The following is a 15,198-nucleotide window of genomic DNA, read 5'->3' on the forward strand; positions in this document are numbered from 1 at the left end:
GCCGGTCACTGTGGGGAACCTGTCCCACCTGACTGCCACTTAACCCCCTTCACGCTAGTTATGCTGGGTGCGAGCCGGACACAGCCGGCTCGAGTTCGACCGCGGTGAGCTTGCCGCGCCGAGACCCCACCGGGACCGCACAGATGACACAACCGCCCAGACCTGGCAGCCAGCCGGGGTACCCATACGGCGGCATGAGCGGATACTCCGGGCCGCCGTCGCCGGCTCCGGTGCAGCCACCGCCACACAACAGCCAGTGGGCGACGCCGGGACATCATTTCCCGCCACCGCCCCGGCGCAAGTCCGCCGGCGTGATCATCGCCATCTGCCTGGCTTGTGTCGCCGTGCTCGTCCTCGGCGGCGTCGCGATCGTGGCGTTGAACAGCAACGGCAAGCCCGTGTCGAGCGCCGGCCTTCAGGGCACTCCCGATCCGCCGGCCCAGCAGCAGATCCCGCCGAGCGGCTCGTCGTCACCGCCCTCGTCGGCGCCCAGCTCGACCGAGCGGTCGACCCCGAGCTCGGCCGGGCCGCAGAAGATCCTCAAGCTCGCCGACCACCCGATCCTGCAGGACCCGGCCGCCGGGCTGAAGAACCGCGTCTGCACCCTCCCGACCTGGCAGAGCAACCAGGCCGCGGCCGAAGCCTTCTTCACCGCCGCGGGCAAATGCCTCGACGCGGCGTGGGGCCCGTTCCTCGAGTACTACCAGCTGCCGTTCACGCCACCCGCGCTGCACTTCCCCACCGGGGCGAGCTTCGACACCGAATGCGGGACCATCCAGGTCGGCATCGCGACAGCGGCCTACTACTGCGAGAACAACCTCTACGTGCCCTTTCGGGGTCTCCAGACCGACCAGTACGGCAATAACCCCGGGGTCTACCTGGCGCTGTTCGCCCACGAATACGGCCACCACGTGCAAGAGGTCGCCGGGCTGATGGACGCCGCGTGGCAGAAGATCTACGAGGTCGGCCCGACCAGCCCCGCCGGGCTCGAGATGTCACGGCGCAAGGAACTCCAGGCCCAGTGCTTCTCCGGGATGTTCCTCGGCGCCCACGTCGACCAGGGCGGCACGCTGACCAGGACGATGTTCGACAAGGCGTGGAACGACCAGGAAACCCGCGGCGACAACACCTCCGGCAGCCACGACCATGGCACCAACGCCCACTACGCGCAGTGGTGGCGCGACGGCGCGAAGAGCAACCGCATCGTCGACTGCAACACCTTCGCCGCCCCCGCCAGCGCTGTGTCTTGATTTGGCGCTCACGCGTCTGAGTGGCCAGGGCGCTCCAAAGCCCGCACGTGCTGCTTGCGCTGGGCAGGTGGCTCGTGAGTGGCAACGAGTGTTCTAACACTTGTAAACACTCACGACCCCACGCGGCCGCCTGACCTGCGATGGCCTGCCACGTTTGCCTTACAAGGGATCAAGAGACGATGGTCCCGTTAGCCGTAGTTGCGCCGGCCGGGGTAGCCGGCGGGTTTCGGAGGAGGATCACGGCGTAGAGGGCGCCGGCGAAGCACGCGAGGGTTACGAGGAACAGGCCCAGTGGGCGGCTGGCACCGCTGCCCGCGACTTCCATGACCTTCGCCGTCTCGACTTGGATCATCCCGTCCCCGGCGCCGGCGGGCACCAGGACGTCGACGCGCTCGCCCTTGTCGTGACCGCACGCGCTGAGCGAACCCTCACGGTCGGTCCCGTTCAGCGGAAACTTCACGGTTTCCTCGGCGTTCGGCACCGCGCACTCCACCTGCTTGGTGACCTCCGCCGAAACTACGGTGCCCGGCTCGACCGGGACGGCACCGAAAAGGCCCGGTCCGGCCAGCCAGACGAGCAGCAGGACGAGGACTCCGGCGCCGGCGGCCACGCCGAGGGACTTCCAGTGCAGCTGGACCTGTCTTCTGAGGAGTTCCACTCGCTGCCGCACACCGGCAATCGTCCCAGATCCCCGCGCCGATGCACAGGAACCCGGGTCAGCGTTCGATCTTGTCGACCTGCGAAACTTTACGGACGAAAAGCAGCCTGTCGCCAGGCTCGATGGCATCGGCCTGCGGAGCGTCCACGCGGTACAGGACGCCGTCGCGCACCAGACCGAGCACGATGTCCGCGAGATGCCTCGGCGAACCGCCCTCTTCGGACGGTTCCACCGGCCGTTCGGCGATCGCGAGGCCCGATTCCGGGGTCAGCAGGTCTTCGACCATGTCGACGACGAGCGGGGTCGTAGTCGCCATCCCGAGCAGGCGGCCCGCGGTTTCGCTGGACACCACGACCTGGCTGGCGCCCGACTGCTTGAGCAGGTGGACGTTCTCCGCTTCCCGCACCGAAGCGACGATGTGCGCCTTGGGCGCGATCTCGCGTGCGGTCAGCGTCACGAGTACCGCGGTGTCGTCCCGGTTCGGGGCGACGACGATGGCCTTGGCCCGCTGCACACCCGCGACGCGCAGGACGTCGGACCGGGTCGCGGAGCCGTGCACGGTGACCAGGCCGAGCGCGCTGGCCGCTTCGAGGGCCTGCGTGTCGGTGTCGACCACCACGATGTGCCCCGGCTCGACGGTCTCGTCACCGAGCAGGGTGTTCACCGCGGACCGGCCTTTCGTACCGAACCCGACGACCACCACGTGGTCTTCCACCTTCGACCTCCACTTTTGGATCTTGAAAGCCTGTCGGGAACGCTCGGTGAGCACTTCCAGTGTGGTACCGACCAGGACGATGAGGAAAAGCACCCGCAGCGGGGTGATGATGATGACGTTGATGAACCGGGCCGACGAAGTCGCCGGGGCGATGTCACCGTAACCCGTCGTGGACAGCGAAACCGTCGCGTAATAGAGGCTGTCGAGCAGCGAAAGCCCGTCGCCGTTGGCGTCGCGATAGCCGTCGCGGTCCAGGTAGACGATCAAGACGGTGGCCAGCAGCGCCAGCATCGCGCCGATGACCCGCTTGAGGATCGCCCGCAGCGGGCTGACCGTCAGTTCCGGCATCCGGATGACGCCGACGAGTTCGTGGTCCGGCTGATCGTTCAGGTGGCCGCCGAGGGGGAATCGCGGAAACCCCTTGAACCCCTTCATGCCCCGGCCTCGAACCGGTGGTCAACATCACTCACGCCGGGGATGCTAGCTCACACCTCCCGGACCCCGCCGGGCTTCTGTGCGAAGCTCTGATCATGTCCCGTGTTTCGAAGCCTTTCCGCTCGTCACAGCGTCCCGCACTCGCTCTCGCCGGACTGCTCGGTACTTCCGGCGTGCTGCATTTCGCCCGCCCGAAGTTCTTCGACGGCATGGTGCCCAAGCAGCTTCCCGGGTCGCGGCGGCAGTGGACGCAGCTGTCCGGGATCGCGGAACTGGCCGTGGCCGCCGCCATCGTCACCCCGCGCACGCGCCGGCTCGGCGGGCTGACCGCGGCGCTGCTGTTCGTCGGGGTGTTCCCGGCCAACGTGAAGATGGCGCTCGACGCCGAGCGCAAGCAGAAGTCCGCCCGGGAGCGGCTGGCCGCGTGGGTCCGGCTGCCGATCCAGTGGCCGCTCGTCCTGTGGGCCTTGAAGGTGCGTGACTCCGCTTAGGTCGTGTCCCGCCACCCTCAACGGAGACGCTTCGTGCCGCTGTCACATCCAGGAATCCAGTACCCGATCGATTTCCGCGCGGATCCGGTCTCGCGCGACGGGCCGCGGCACGCCTGACATCAACAGTTCGTCATACGGCGTGTCCAAATGCCGGACCGACGCGACGACGGCCGCGCGCACGGCGTTGTCGTCCAGCGCCCGCCCGGCGGCCGAGCGCCCGACGCGGCCACTGCCGCGGACAGCGGCGTGCTCGGCGATCCGCTGCGGCCGCTCGCCGGGACAACGCGGGAAGGCCTTCCGGATCGCTTCCGCCATCTCCGCCTGGAATTCGACGTCCCCCGCGGCCCGGCGCTCGGCGTCGCGCACCCGGCGCAGCGCACGGACGTCCTCGTCGGCGAGACATTTCTGCTCGGCGCTCTCCAACGCGGCCTGCTCGACGAGGATGCCGAGCCGCTGGTAGCGCTTGCGCCGGCGGTTGAATGCCATGACCAGCGCGGAAAGCCCGCTCTCGCTCTTCGCGCGCCGCGACATCGCCGCGTTGCCGGCGGGCAGGAACACGAGGTGGCCGAAGTCCGCGCAGTCCAGGCAATGCGGGGCTTCGTCCTCCAGGAACATGAACTCGCCCGCGTCACCGCGGACGCCGCAGCCCCGGCAGGTCCAGTCGTTCACCGGCGAGATCACCACGAGGTCGGGTGCCTTGCTCTGCCGCGCTTCGAGCTGTTCGCGCCGCTTCTCGGACAGGTTGGGCGAAACCCAGTGCGTGTGGAATATGCGTTCGAGCTCCGGTTCGCCGTTCTCGGTGAACCGCAACGGCCGCCGGTCCCGCGTCCCCGCGAGGTACGGCATTTCGCTCGCCAGAAGTCCTTGCTGCTCCGCCCAAGATCGCAGATACCCCAACGCCGTCCGGACCTTGGCTTCGTCGACGGCGACACCTTCGAGATGCGCGCTCCGCCCGGTACGCCACTTGTCGACGAAGTTGGCCGGGAGCCAGCCCAGCTGGGAAAGGATATCGATCGGCGCGACGTACTTCTGGCGTGCGAGATCCGCCTCCGCCGCCGCGATCACCCTGCGCTGGACCTTCGGCCGCTGCTCCTCCATGACCGACGAGTTTACTGCGCCTGCTGCGGGACACTTCGCAGCAGCTCGCGCAGGCCGTCGGCGTCCATGAGGTCCTCCGGCCACACCGTGCGATCCTGGCGCACGTAATGGAACGCGGCCCGCACCTGGTCCAGCGGAACGCGCCGCAGCGCCGCCCAGGCGAGCCGATACGCCGTCAGCTGCACAGCGAGCGGCCGTGCCCGGTCCGCGTCCGGGACCGAGCCGGTCTTCCAGTCGACGACCGTCCAGGTACCGTCCGGTTCCAGGTAGACGGCGTCCATCCGGCCGCGCACGGCGATCCCGTCGACGTCGGCGGAGAACGAAACCTCGACATCGAACGGAGTCCGGTCCGCCCAGGCACTCCGCTCGAACGCCTCCTGCAGTGCTTCGAGGTCGCTGTCCGGGGCCGCGTCGACGTCGGCGGCGCCGGGCAGGTCGTCGATCTCGAGCAGCTGCTCGCCGCCGAACCGGTACTCCAGCCAGCCGTGGAACGCCGTGCCGCGCCGCGCGAAATTGTTGGGCGGCAAGGGAAGCGGGCGCCGGATCTTGCGGGCGAGCGCTTCGGGGTCGGCCGCGAGCTCGACCAGCTGGCTGACCGAGAGCTGCTCGGGAAGCGTGACCTGTTCGGTGTGCGCGGCGGCGCGTGCGCGCTCGGCGAGGAGCACGTCGGTGTCGGAGATCCAGCCGTCCGGGTCCTCCTCGGGTTCCTCTGCTTCGTCGGACGGGTCGGGCGGCTCTTCGGCTTCCTCCATCGCGGCGAAGATCATCTCGACGCCTTCCATGACGTCGGTTCGCCTGTCCCCCAACGGGTCGAGCGGCCATTTCGCCGTGCGCGAATCGGTGACCAGCGGGTTCTCGTCGTCCGCCCCAGGTTCGTCGGCCCAGGCCGCGATAGCGCCGATCCCCTCGCCGGAGTCCCGGATCAGCTCGGAGATCTCGGTGAGGAACACCGACGGGCCCTTGGGTTTGGTGCTCGTCTCGTTCCACCAGTACCCCGAAACCAGCAGCGCGTGCTCGGACCGGGTCAGCGCGACATAACAAAGCCGACGCTCCTCCTCGGCCTCCCGCTCGACAAAGCCTTCCTCGTGGAGTTCAAGCCCCTCAAGCACTTCCTTGCGGTCGTACCCGGCGGCGACACGCAGCTCGGGCAGGTCCTGGGCGTCACCGCGCAGCGCGGCGGGCAACGCCGTCACGGTCCGGAGCCACGACGACGAACGCCGTTTGCTCGGGAAGACGTCCTGTACCAGGTGCGGGACGGCGACGACCTTCCACTCCAGCCCCTTGGCCGAGTGCACGGTGAGCACCTGCACCCGGTCGGGGACGACCGCGACTTCCCCTGGCGTCAAGCCATCTTCGGCGTGAGCCGCGGTGCTCAGATAGTCCATAAAGGACAACAAAGTGGACGTCGGCGCGGCTTCGGCGTAGTCGGTGACGACGTCGGCGAAGGCGTCCAGGTGCGCGCGCCCGACGGAACTCGGCCGGGCGAGGGACTCGACGTCGAGCAGCATGGTGCGTTCGACGTCGGCGACCAGCTCGGGCAGCGACTGGTCGAGCCGTCGGCGCAACGCGGAGAGTTCGCGACCGAGGCGCCGGATGCGGTAGAGGCCGTCCCTGGAGTACTTGTACTTCTGCGGCTCGCCCGGGTCGTCGAGCGCGTCCACCAGACCGGCCTGCTCGGCGCGCTCGGAGAACAGCACCGGCTCGTCCTTTTTGGACTCATCGACGCCCGCGGGGCTCGAAAGATCGTTGGCGCGGCGCCACAACGCGGCGAGGTCGGCGCTCGCGATCCGCCAGCGAGCGCCGGTCAGCAACCTCGCGGCGGCGGTCCCGGCGAGCGGGTCGGCCAATACCCGCAACGTGCTCACGAGGTCGGCGACTTCGGGTTCGTCGAGCAGCCCGCCGAGCCCGACCACCTCGACCGGAAGCCCGCGTGCGCGTAGTTCCGCGGCCAGCGGTGCCATGTCGGCACGCCTGCGGACCAGCACCGCGGCCGTCGGCGGTGTGCCGGTCTCGTCGAGTTCGGCGAACCAGCGCGAGGCCAGCGCGTCGGCCACCCATTCGCGTTCGGCGCGGACGTCCGGCAGCAGCGCGCACGCGATGTCGGCGGCTCCGGCGTTCTCCCGCGCGCGCAGTCGTTCGACGCCGAGTCCTTTGGCGCGCAACGGTTCGGAAATCGCGTTCGCCAATGTCAGGATCTCCGGCGGGTTGCGGAAACTGGTCAGCAGGCCGAAACTCCCGGCCGGCACCAGCTTTTTGTCTTCCATCCGGGGAAAGTCCGTGACGAACCGCGGCAGGTTCGCCGCACTCGCGCCACGCCAGCCGTAGATGGCCTGCGCGGGATCGCCTACCGCGGTGACCGGCATCGGCGGGTTCTCCACCCCGCCGAACAACGCGCGCAGCAGCACGCGCTGGGCATGCCCGGTGTCCTGGTATTCGTCCAGCAGTACCGTGCCGTACCGCTCGCGTTCCCCGGCGACGACCTCGGCGTGGCTCCCCGCGAGCTGCGCGGCGAGCGACATCTGGTCGGCGAAGTCCAGCGCACCTTCGGACCGTTTCCGCTGCTGGTAGCCCTCGATCAGGGGCAGCAGCGCGAGCCGGAACCGCTGTGCCTCGACGACGTCCTTGAGCTTCATCGGCAGCCCGGCGCGCTGCCCTTTGGCGCGCGGCGCGTTTTCGATGACCTCGCACAGCCAGCTGGTGTATTCGCCGAGCTCCTTGACACCGACAAGGTGCTCGCCCAGCTCACCGGCGAGCGAAAGCACCTGCGCCGTCACGGAAGCGGGCACGCGATCGGTCTCGAGGTCATTGTCCCAAGTGGACACCACCCGGTGTGCCAGCTGCCAAGAAGCGGTCTCCGAGAGGAGCCGAACCCCGGGCTGCACCGGCAGGCGCAGCCCGTGCTCGGACAGCAGCCTGCCCGCGTAGGCGTGATAGGTCAGCACGGTGGGCTCGCCCGCGAGCACCGCGGCGCGTCGCTGGCCGCCGGGGTCGATCTGTTCCAGCAGCCCGGAACCGGCCAGCCGCCGCAGCCGCGCGCGGACCCGCTCGGCCAGCTGCCGCGCGGCCTTGCGGGTGAACGTCAAGCCGAGCACACGTTCCGGAGTGACGAGCCCGTTGGCCACCAGCCAGACCACCCGCGCCGCCATGGTTTCCGTCTTGCCCGCCCCGGCGCCCGCGACCACCAGCGCCGGTTCGATCGGCGCGGCGACCACGTCCGCCTGCTCCGGAGTCGGCGGATGCAGGCCAAGGGCCTCGGCGACTTCGGCGGGCGAGACCAGGGTCATGGACCCGTCACCTGACGGCCTTCGGGCCGGATCGGACACGAACCCCTTGCCGGGCAACGATCACACTCGGTGTTCTCGCTCGCCTGGTACTCCGGGCCCGACGCCGAAGCCGCGACCGAGCGGACCAGTTCGAGCCACTGCCGCCCGCTGTCGTCGTTCAGCGGCGCCTGCTCACGCTGGGTGGAGCCGGTCTTGTTGTTCGACTTCGCGACATACACCAGCTTCGCGCCACCGGGCTCCGGCTTGCCTTCGAACGCGCCGAGCAGTACCGCCAGCTGGTAGGCGGCGAGCTGCGGATGCAACTCGGCTTCGGCCGCTGTCACCGGGACCTTGCCGGTCTTGATGTCGATGATCACCGGCCGGCCCTCGGAGTCCATCTCGACCCGATCGACCCGGCCGCGCAGCAGCACGCGTGCTTCGCCGTCCTCGGCCGGGAGTTCGACCTCGATGTCCTGTTCCACACCGGTTTCGGCGAGCTCGGCCCGGCTCTGCCGGAGCCACGTGATGAAGTTGCGCAGCATCTGCTCGACGCGTTTGCGTTCCCGGCGGGAAAACCAGGGCGCCCCGGCGTCCACGCGGGCCCAGGCGTCGTCGAGCGCGGCTTGGAGCTGCTCGTCGTTGGTGCCCGCCGCCACCGCCTGGGCGAGCCCGTGGACCAGGGTTCCGGTGACCGCCGCCAGCTGGGCCGGGTCGCTACCGCCATGCCGCTCGATGAGCCACCGCAACGGGCAACGGGCCAGGATGTCCACAGTGGAGGGTGAGATCTTGACCAGGTCGCCGGGCCCGTGCAGGGGCTCGGTCGTGGACGGCTCGGCGACGCCGTACCACGTGCTGGGGTGCGAGCCGGGAACCCCGGCCGCCGCCAGCTTGGCCAGCTGCCGCACCGCGCGACGACGTCTCGCGGGTTCCGTCTTGCTGTCACAGGAAACCCGGCGCAGCTCGCCGACCAGCTCGGCCAGCACCAGCGCGCGCTCGGCGGGCTGGGTCCGCGCGGCCTTGGCCGTCTCGTCGCCGACCTCTTCGAGATCGTCAAGGAACCGTGACGGCTGCTCGTCCTCACCGGCGACCGCGCTGACCAGCAGCGTGCGCCGCGCCCGGCTCGCGGCGACGAAGAACAGCCGGCGCTCCTCCGCAAGGATCGGCGCGGTGGCCGACATGTTCTCACTGTCCACACCGGACAAAAGGTCGACCAGCTTCTCGACCCCCAGCAGCGATCCGCGCAACCGCAGGTCCGGCCAGCTGCCTTCCTGGACACCGGCGATGGCCACGACCGTCCATTCGCGACCCGCCGCGCCATGGGCGGTGAGCAGCGAGACACCCTCACCGCGGACGGCGGCCGGAGCCAGGCTGTCGCCCGCGATATGTTGCGAGGAAAGGTAATCGGCGAACTCGGCGACCCCGGCACGCGGCAACCTGTCGACATAACGCCCGGCCGCGTCGAACAACGCGACCACGGCGTCGAGATCACGGTCGGCTTGCATGCCCAGCGAACCACCGCGCCCCGCCAGCCGCACCATCCGCTGCTCCAGGCCGCTGGCCTGCCACAGCTCCCACAGCACCTCTTCGACACCGAGCCCGCGGACGACAGCGTCCCGTGCCGCTCGCAACAGCTCACCGATCCGGCGGATCGGCGCGGCTTCGGCGTCCGCCAGCCCGATCAGAAGATCATTGTCCCGCAACACTTCGACCAGCAGCTCGTCACTCGACCGCTGCCCGCCCCCTGCCGTTTCCAACCGCCGCAGGCCTCGGCGCAGCCGCCGCACCGCCAGCGGGTCGGCACCGCCGAGCGACGACGCCAGCAGCATCTCCGCCAGATCGACGTCCAGCAGCGATGGGTTCGCGGCGAGCCGCAGCACGGCCAGCAACGGCCGGACAGCGGACTGCTTGGCCAGCGGCAGCTCTTCGAGAGCCGAGCCGATCGGCACGCCGGCCGCGCGCAAAGCCCGCTGCAGCACCAAAAACGTCCGCGCGGGCGAGCGCACCAGCACCGCGATCTCCGACCACGGCACACCGTCGACCAGATGGGCCCGGCGAAGCTGATCGGCCACCCAGCTCGCCTCGGCGGCCGGGGTCGGCATGAGCCGGACCCGCACCAGGCCATTGGGCGCGTCCGGCGCGGTGGTGGTCTTGCGGTGTCGAGCCGCGCCGGCGAGCGTCCCGGCGAGCCGCGAGACGACGGTATGCACGCCCGTGCTCAGCCGGTGCGTGGTGGTGAGCCGGACCGTCCGCCCGCCCTCACTGTCCGCGTCGTTGTGCAGCCGGGGATCCGCGCCGCGGAAGGAGAACACCGACTGGTCGGGGTCACCCGCGACGACGAACTCCTCGGCCGTCGAGCCGATCCGGCGCAGCAGGCGGAACTGCAGCGGGTCGAGGTGCTGAGCGTCGTCGACGAACAGGTGCCGGACGCGGGTCTGCTCGCGAGAGAGCAGCTCGGGGTCGGAATCCAGGGCCAGGAGAGCCGAAGTGACCAGCTCGGCGGCGTCGAGCGCGGGCGAGACGGGCATGCCGAGCGCGTTGCCGCCGACGCCCTGCAGCAGCGTGACCTCTTCGTACTGGCGCCAGAAGTTACCGGCCGCGACCCATTCCTCACGACCTCTGCTCTTGCCGAGTTTCACCAGGTCCTCGGGGCCGAGACCGCGTTCGGCGGCGCGCATCAGCAGGTCGCGCAGCTCCTCGGCGAACCCCGGAACCATGAGCGCGGGCCGCAGCGAGTCAGGCCAGTTCAGGCCACCTTCGTCGAGGTCACCCGCGAGCAGCTCACGCACGACGACGTCCTGCTCGGCGCCGGCCAGCAACCGCGGTGCGGGAGTGCCGTTCGCGGCGGCTTCGAGCCGGAGGATGCCGTACGCGTACGAGTGGACCGTTCGCACCAGCGGTTCGCTCGCGGTACGCGGGATCTCCGTGTCCAGCTCGGGGTCGGAGTTCAGCATGCGGGCGATATCCCGGCGCATCGCGTCCGCCGATCGGCGGGACGGCGTGAGCACCAGCAGACGCTCAGGCTCTACTCCACCTTGAGCGATCCGGCGGGCCACCGTGGCCGCGATCAGCTTGGTCTTGCCCGTGCCGGGACCACCGACCACCCGCAAAAACCCGCTGGGAGCGGACAAAACGCGGCGCGCGCCGGCGTCCCAATGCAGCGGAGGCGCGACTTCGAGCGGCGCGCGGACCAGCCGCGCACCGACCTGGCTCGCCGTTTTCCTCCCGCTCACCCCTGGATGGAACCACGCCCGTCCGACACATCGTGGTAGCGGGTCGGTCAGCGTGTTGGGCTGCCGGTCCGGCAGAGTGGTTCCATGGACGACGAACTGCACGAGCGGGTGCGGGAGGTCATCGCCGCGGTACCGGCGGGCAAGGTCGCGACGTACGGGGATATCGCGGCCGCGTCGGGGGCCCCGTCACCGCGGCTGGTGGGCCGGATCCTCGCCGAAGACGGTCACGATCTGCCATGGCATCGCATCCTCCGCGCGAACGGCACGCCCGCGCCGCATCTCCAGCACGAACAGCTCGAACTGCTGCGGGTGGAAGGCGTGCTGGCGAAGAACGACAAGATCGATCTGCGTACCTACCGCTGGCAGACCGAGCCCGATCAGGAGGACGAAGGCGGGCTCTGGTGACCCAGGTCGTGTCCTAGTTCGGCGACGATCAGCTTCACCAGCGCGCCCAGCCGCTGGCGTTCGGGCTGCAGCGTCCGGATGCCGGCGGCTTCCAGCGGCGCCGCGGTGACCGGGCCGACGCAGGCGCTCACGACGTCACCACGTAGCGCGTCCAGCAGCTTCTCGTAGGTCCCCGCCTCGCGAGCCAGGTTGAGCAGGTTCGTCGCGGCCGGGGCGCTGGTGAACGCGAGCGCCCGGACGCGGCCGTCCAGCGTGCCCGCGATGAGCTCGTGCACCAGCGCCGGGTCGGCGGGTGCGTGCCAGCGGTACGGCTGGACCTCGACGACCTGCGCGCCCGCCTCGCGCAACGCCCCGGTGAACTCCGGCAGCGGCGACCCGTGCAGCTGGACGGCCACGCGCCGCCCCTCGACACCGGCATCGGCCAGCGCGCGGAAGAGCTGTTTGTTGGACTCCTCCGGCGCGGAGAACTCCTCCCGCAAGCCTGCCCCACGCACCGCACCGACGCCTTTCGGTCCACGCACGAACAGCCGTGCGTCGCCCAACGACGTCAGCAAGCGTTTGCGGAGGCCCCAGCCGTCGGCAGCCTCGACCCAGCCGCGGAACCCCGCGCCGGTGGTGATCGCGGTGAAGTCGAGCGGCTCGGCGAGGACGTCCTCGGTGGCCGCGCGGAGCAGGGCGTCGTCCGGCAACGGCACGATCCGGATCGTCGGGGCGTGCCACACCGTCGCGCCATTGCGTTCGAGCGCGGTGATGAACTCCTCCGCCCGCCGCTCGGCGGTGATCCCGATCGTGACCCCGGTCAGCTCACCCATGCGCCCACGTTAGAGGTCCCCCGCCTCATGACCCGTGGCCGCGTGCCATGAACGGACCCTTCCTCGCGTTTTTCGGCAGGAAGGGTCCGTTCATAGCGTTCCCGCCGAGATCCTGAGCATGCGCAACCATCGCCACCTGTCGACAGATGGCGAAACGCCCACCCGGGGAATATGTCGACACTTTCCCCGGGGTCAGGGCATGTAGTGGGCGGACATCGCGAGGAGGGACTCGGCGATCTGGGCGCGGAGCTCGGGTGGCTCCAGGACCTGGACGTGCGGGCCGAAGCGCAGGAGATCGCCGATCGCGGCACTGTGCGACTCCACCGGCAGCTCCACCCGCGCCCATCCGTCGGCGTCCGGCTCGCCCGCGTCCCGCACCGCCCCCGCGCCGACCTCGCCCAGGTAGAACGGCGCGAGCGCCCGGGCCTGCGGAGACATCAGCACCACCGCGGTCCGCGGGTACATCCGCCGCTGGAACTCCTCCGACCACTGCCGCCAGTACGCCACCAGGTCGAAGTCCGCGGGCCGCTCGAACTCCCCCGCCGGCTCCAGCTCGAGGATCCGCGAGATGCGATAGGTCCGGTCGACGCCTTCGCTCCGCGCGGCGAGGTACCAGTTGCCCGCTTTGAGGATCACACCCAGCGGTTCGAGAATCCGCGAAGCCACCGAGCCGCCCCACCGCTCGTAAGCCACCTTGATCCGCTGGTTCCGCCAGACCGCGTCCGCGACCTCGGACAGCCGCGGCAGGCTCTCGATCCCGCGATGCCAGCCCGGCACGTCCAGGTAGAACCGCTCGTCGATCATCCGCGCGCGGCTTCGCTGCTCCGTCGGAAGCGCCGCGTACAGCTTCAGTTGCGCGGCCGCGAGCACCGTCCCGAGTCCCAGTTCCGCCGCCGCGCTGGGCAGCCCGGCCAGCGAAAGCGATTGCGCCTCTTCCTCGGTCATCCCGGTGAGCCGCGTCCGGTAGCCGTCGACCAGCTGATAGCCGCCGGTGCGCCCGCGGTCGGCGTAGACCGGCACGCCCGACGCCGACAGCGCGTCGATGTCCCGGTAAACCGTGCGAACGGACACCTCGAGCTCCGACGCGAGCTCATCGGCCGTCATCCGGCCACGGTTCTGCAGCAAGAGAAGGATCGACAGGAGCCGGCTCGCGCGCATGGTTTCGATTCTCTCTCAAATACCTGACACAAGCTGACAGGTATACCCGGCAAGGTGCTCTCCATAAACACCGAGCCACCAGCACCGACACGAGGAGAACGCATCATGACCGACAACGCCTTCACCATGAAGAGCTGGGACGAGCACCTCGTCAGCGGCGAGGAAGGCACGCCACGGGTCGCCCACGCCCACGCGGTCATGCGGTACGCCGGGATCATCGACGGCGACTCGACCTGCGACTTCCTGCTGTTCTACCCCGGCGAAGGCTTCGACGGCGGCGCCACCACGTCACCCGGTCTCGAGCGGATCGAGGGCAACGTGGCGGGTCGCAAGGGCAGCTTCGTCGTCCGCCACGAGGTAGGTTTCGACCTCAACGGGCTCCAGGGCACCTTCACCGTGGTCGCGGGATCCGGCACGGGCGAGCTGAGCGGCCTGACCGGCTCAGGCACGGTCGCGGGCACCATGGGCCAAGAGACGGTTTCCTACACGTTCGAGTACGAGATCGGCTAGGAGTGTCGATGCTGGAAGTGGATCGCGAGCAGGTGCTGGCGTACCGCATCGCCGCGCAGGGACTGCACCGTGACGAGCCGGACGCGGCGAAGCTGGCCGTGTTCGACCTCGGCGTGCAGGACAGCCCTCGGGACACCGCGCTGCTCGCGCTCGTCGCCCGGCTCGACGCCGGCGTCACCGAAGAGTCCCTTGTGGACGATCCCAGGTTCGTGCTGGCGTGGACCCACCGCGGCGCGCCGCATTTCCACCGCCGGGACGAGCTTTCCGACGTCATCGCCGCGCTCGTGCCGCTGGAAGCAAGCGACGCGATGGCGAGGATGGGCTGGCAGCGCAAGCAGGTGGAGGCCGCCGGGATGCCCGCCGCCGACATCCTGTTCACCGCGGCGCGGGCGATGCGCAAAGCCGTCGGCAAGACGATGCCCAAGGGCACGGCGAGCACGGCCGTCACCAAGATCGTGCCGGAGTCCTTTTCGTACTGGTGCCGCGGCTGCCAGGCGACCCATATCCTCGAACAGCTGATGCGGCTGGCCGCGGTCCACGGCGGGATTCGGCTGGAGGCCGGTGTCTCCCCGGCGACACTGTCCCCGCTCGAAGGCCGATCGGCCATCAAGACGAAGCCGGACGTCAAGGCCGCGACCGCGGTCGTGGCGGACTACCTGCGCGTCCACGGCCCGGCGACCAAGTCGGACGCGGCGGGCTTTGTCGGGACCACGAAGACGTCCGTCAACGGCATGTGGCCGGACGGACTGGTCGAGGTCCGGGTCGACGGGAAGGCCGCTTTCCTTCCGGAGGAACGGCTTCCCGAACTCGAAAACCCGCCGGAGCCCGATTTCGTGCGACTCCTGCCGCCGCTGGACCCGTTCCTACAGGCACGGGACAAGACGCTGCTGGTCCCGGATCAGGCCAGCCGCAAGGAGGTCTGGAAGATGCTCGGCAACCCGGGCGTTGTCCTCGCCGACGGCGACATCGCGGCGACCTGGCGTTCGAAAGCCAGTGGCCGCAAGCATCTCGACTTCACCATCAGTCCTTTTGAGACGTTCGACCCCGCCGCGCGTAAACTCGCCGAAGCGGAGGCGGAGCGGCTCGCCACCAGCCGAGGCTTCCCCGACGTCCGCGTGACCTGGGCCTGACACCTGTTTGTTCGCCATCTGTCGACAGATGGCGATCTCCCGG

General features: G+C 69.7%; 12 protein-coding genes. 5 read left to right on the forward strand and 7 right to left on the reverse strand.

Annotated features, from left to right (window positions below; all coding sequences use genetic code 11):
• The first annotated feature begins 194 nt into the window (after positions 1-194).
• Entirely contained in the window at positions 195-1,250 is a 1,056-nt protein-coding gene (locus tag VGP60_RS38470; protein ID WP_327553144.1) for a neutral zinc metallopeptidase, read from the forward strand.
• 169 nt (positions 1,251-1,419) lie between these two features.
• On the opposite strand, the gene VGP60_RS38475 is transcribed toward VGP60_RS38470, so the two are convergent.
• Both VGP60_RS38475 and VGP60_RS38480 read right to left on the reverse strand, forming a co-directional pair.
• Positions 1,420-1,920 (reverse strand): hypothetical protein, encoded by a 501-nt coding sequence (locus VGP60_RS38475; protein WP_327553145.1) that lies wholly within the window; start codon positions 1,918-1,920, stop codon positions 1,420-1,422.
• Positions 1,921-1,966: 46 nt separating this feature from the next.
• Entirely contained in the window at positions 1,967-3,058 is a 1,092-nt protein-coding gene (locus VGP60_RS38480) for a potassium channel family protein (protein WP_327553146.1), read from the reverse strand.
• A 95-nt stretch (positions 3,059-3,153) separates the two neighbouring features.
• On the opposite strand from VGP60_RS38480, the gene VGP60_RS38485 reads away from it, so the two are divergent.
• Positions 3,154-3,549, forward strand: coding sequence for a hypothetical protein (locus VGP60_RS38485; RefSeq protein WP_327553147.1), 396 nt, complete (start codon positions 3,154-3,156; stop codon positions 3,547-3,549).
• Positions 3,550-3,591: 42 nt separating this feature from the next.
• Here VGP60_RS38485 and VGP60_RS38490 read toward each other — a convergent pair whose 3' ends face one another.
• Genes VGP60_RS38490 through VGP60_RS38500 form a run of 3 tightly spaced genes read right to left on the reverse strand, consistent with a single transcriptional unit; the run spans position 3,592 to position 11,140 of the window.
• Positions 3,592-4,647, reverse strand: coding sequence for a DUF2293 domain-containing protein (locus tag VGP60_RS38490; RefSeq protein ID WP_327553148.1), 1,056 nt, complete (start codon positions 4,645-4,647; stop codon positions 3,592-3,594).
• An 11-nt stretch (positions 4,648-4,658) separates the two neighbouring features.
• Positions 4,659-7,931 carry an ATP-dependent DNA helicase gene (locus VGP60_RS38495; protein ID WP_327553149.1) on the reverse strand — a complete coding sequence of 1,091 codons (3,273 nt, stop codon included), beginning with the start codon at positions 7,929-7,931 and terminating at the stop codon, positions 4,659-4,661.
• On the reverse strand, positions 7,928-11,140 hold the full coding sequence (locus VGP60_RS38500) for an ATP-dependent DNA helicase (RefSeq protein ID WP_327553150.1): 3,213 nt from the start codon (positions 11,138-11,140) through the stop codon (positions 7,928-7,930). Before VGP60_RS38500 ends, VGP60_RS38495 begins: the two co-directional genes overlap by 4 nt.
• 84 nt (positions 11,141-11,224) lie before the next feature.
• Between VGP60_RS38500 and VGP60_RS38505 the strand changes: the two genes are divergently transcribed.
• Positions 11,225-11,545 (forward strand): MGMT family protein, encoded by a 321-nt coding sequence (locus VGP60_RS38505; RefSeq protein ID WP_327553151.1) that lies wholly within the window; start codon positions 11,225-11,227, stop codon positions 11,543-11,545.
• On the opposite strand, the gene VGP60_RS38510 is transcribed toward VGP60_RS38505, so the two are convergent.
• Together VGP60_RS38510 and VGP60_RS38515 are read right to left on the reverse strand one after the other, a co-directional pair.
• Entirely contained in the window at positions 11,518-12,357 is an 840-nt protein-coding gene (locus tag VGP60_RS38510) for a uroporphyrinogen-III synthase (protein WP_327553152.1), read from the reverse strand. The two genes, VGP60_RS38505 and VGP60_RS38510, sit on opposite strands and share 28 nt — an antisense overlap.
• A 192-nt stretch (positions 12,358-12,549) precedes the next feature.
• A complete protein-coding gene (locus VGP60_RS38515) occupies positions 12,550-13,515 on the reverse strand; it encodes a YafY family protein (RefSeq protein ID WP_327553153.1) in 966 nt (321 codons plus the stop codon).
• Positions 13,516-13,620: 105 nt separating this feature from the next.
• Here VGP60_RS38515 and VGP60_RS38520 point away from each other — a divergent pair, with 105 nt between their 5' ends.
• Positions 13,621-14,025 carry a DUF3224 domain-containing protein gene (locus VGP60_RS38520; protein ID WP_327553154.1) on the forward strand — a complete coding sequence of 135 codons (405 nt, stop codon included), beginning with the start codon at positions 13,621-13,623 and terminating at the stop codon, positions 14,023-14,025.
• 8 nt (positions 14,026-14,033) lie between these two features.
• On the forward strand, positions 14,034-15,155 hold the full coding sequence (locus VGP60_RS38525; protein ID WP_327553155.1) for a DNA glycosylase AlkZ-like family protein: 1,122 nt from the start codon (positions 14,034-14,036) through the stop codon (positions 15,153-15,155).
• The last annotated feature ends 43 nt before the right edge of the window (positions 15,156-15,198 follow it).

The sequence above is a fragment of the Amycolatopsis sp. genome, assembly GCF_036008905.1.
Taxonomy (GTDB): Bacteria; Actinomycetota; Actinomycetes; order Mycobacteriales; family Pseudonocardiaceae; genus Amycolatopsis.